Raw genomic sequence first — 1,781 nt, forward strand, 5'->3', positions numbered from 1 at the left:
TCGAGTGAAGACGAGCCCCCACTGGTTCGGGACCATAGTTTCCAGGTGGTGTTCCATGAGTTCTCGTAGTGGACTGATGAGCGGAACGGTCCGCCATCCCGCCTTCGACTTGGGACGTGTCAGGAAGGCACCCGCCTGCGTGCGGTCGAGCATCGCGGTGAGCACTTCGCCTTCGACGGCCCGCTCAACGCCGTGCCGTTCACCGACGGGGACCCCGCGATCGTCTCACCCGGCGGCTCGGGCCGAGGGCTCGGCTTCGCCGGCGCGAAATCCGACGTCCAACTGGCTCTGGCGCCGCTGAACGAGAAGTCCGTGCGGGACTACCGCGCCAAAGTGCACGACGCGGCGATCGAGAGAGGACGACGTCCGGAGGACATCAAGATCCTCTTCGCCATCCAGCCCGTGATCGCCCCGTCGGTGGAGGAGGCCGACCGCATCGTGGCCGCGTCCGCACACCCCGACGATGCCACGCTCGTGCAGATCGCCCGCAAGCAGTCGAGCGACCTCGAGACCGATCTCACGTCGCTCGACCTCGACCGTCCGCTCGACCTCTCTGTCTTCGGTGCGCACGTCTCCCGCGGCAGCATCCAGCGTCTGATCGGCGACCGGGGCGAGGAGGCGCCGCTGCGCGCACACCTCAGCGCGCTCGCCCGTGCGGGTCGGATCTCGGACCGCACCGGCTTCGTCGGAACAGCCGAGGAGTTCGCCGACCTGATCGAAGAGCTCGGCGAATGGGGCAATGACGGCGTCCTGCTGTGGGGGGACTTCCATCCGGTCACCCTGCACCGCACCCTCGACGAGCTCGTGCCGGTGCTCCGCCGGCGAGGCATCCTTCGTCGTGAATACGCGGACGGCGGCCTGCAGTCGAACCTGCGCGCGTTCTGAGCGGCGGTCAGGCCGAACGTCACCAGCCCATGGAGCCGGGAACGCCCTTGAAGGGACCGACGACCCAAGACGTGACCCACCCGCCGTAGAACCCGCCCGGTTGCGGGACCGCGACCTCGTCCCCGACGGTGCACTCGTCCATCGGCGCCGCGTACACGGCGACCCGGTCGGTCAGCGCCTCGAAGCCGGGAGACGGGTGGGGATAGTTCCAGGCCGCTCCAGGGCGAAGGGTGTCTCCGCCGCGCACATCGAAGTAGCGGGCGGTGCCCTTGAACTCGCAGAACGAGGCGCCGGGGGCCTCCACCAGCGCACCGGGGATGAAGTCGGCGATCGGAAGGTAGTACACGGGAGGGTGGCTGGTCTCCAGCACGCGCACGGCATCGCGGGTGTCGGCGATCAGGTCACCGCCGAGGCGGATCGTGATGCGTTCGGCGACCGGTTCGACGCGCGGCGGCCTCGGATAGTCCCAGACGGATTCCTGCCCGGCGGACGGGGTGAGGGGGCGAGGTCTGCGCATCTGTTCACTTTACGTCTCTCGGTGTTGACTGGTGCCATGACCGCCATCCCGATGTTCCCGCTCGGCTCGGTGCACTTCCCGCACACCCCGCTTCCGCTGCGCGTGTTCGAGCCGCGGTACCTCACGATGATCGGGCGGCTCCTGGATGAGGAGGACCCGCGGTTCGGTGTCGTGCTCATCGAACGCGGCCATGAGGTCGGCGGTGGCGATCGGCGCAGTCGCATCGGGACGATGGCGCGGCTGGTCAGCGTCATGTAGTTCTCGAGCGACGGCTCGCTCGGCCAGTACTCGATCGGGAAGCGGTTGATCGTGCCCGGCGACTTGATCGACGTCAGCGCGATCCAGTACAGCGGGAACAGTGTGATCACGAGCCAGAGTC

1 protein-coding gene and 2 pseudogenes are annotated in these 1,781 nt (G+C 68.1%); 2 read left to right on the forward strand and 1 reads right to left on the reverse strand.

Annotated features, from left to right (window positions below; genetic code table 11):
• Positions 1-123 precede the first annotated feature (123 nt).
• Positions 124-885: pseudogene (locus tag KZA10_RS14045) on the forward strand (LLM class flavin-dependent oxidoreductase); the annotation flags it as partial.
• A gap of 19 nt (positions 886-904) precedes the next feature.
• Here the strand turns inward: KZA10_RS14045 and KZA10_RS14050 are convergent.
• The gene (locus KZA10_RS14050; RefSeq protein WP_055872631.1) at positions 905-1,402 is read right to left on the reverse strand and encodes a DUF427 domain-containing protein; all 498 of its coding nucleotides are present in this window, start codon (positions 1,400-1,402) and stop codon (positions 905-907) included.
• Positions 1,403-1,438: 36 nt separating this feature from the next.
• Here KZA10_RS14050 and KZA10_RS14055 point away from each other — a divergent pair.
• Positions 1,439-1,654: pseudogene (locus KZA10_RS14055) on the forward strand (LON peptidase substrate-binding domain-containing protein); the annotation flags it as partial.
• Positions 1,655-1,781: the final 127 nt, after the last annotated feature.

This window comes from Microbacterium sp. BF1 (assembly GCF_019279095.1).
GTDB classification, from domain to species: Bacteria; Actinomycetota; Actinomycetes; order Actinomycetales; family Microbacteriaceae; genus Microbacterium; species Microbacterium maritypicum.

Coding starts and splice junctions, on each gene's coding strand:
- KZA10_RS14050 (WP_055872631.1), bottom strand. CDS start 1,402: ATGCGCAGACCTCGCCCCCTCACCCCGTCCGCCGGGCAGGAATCCGTC.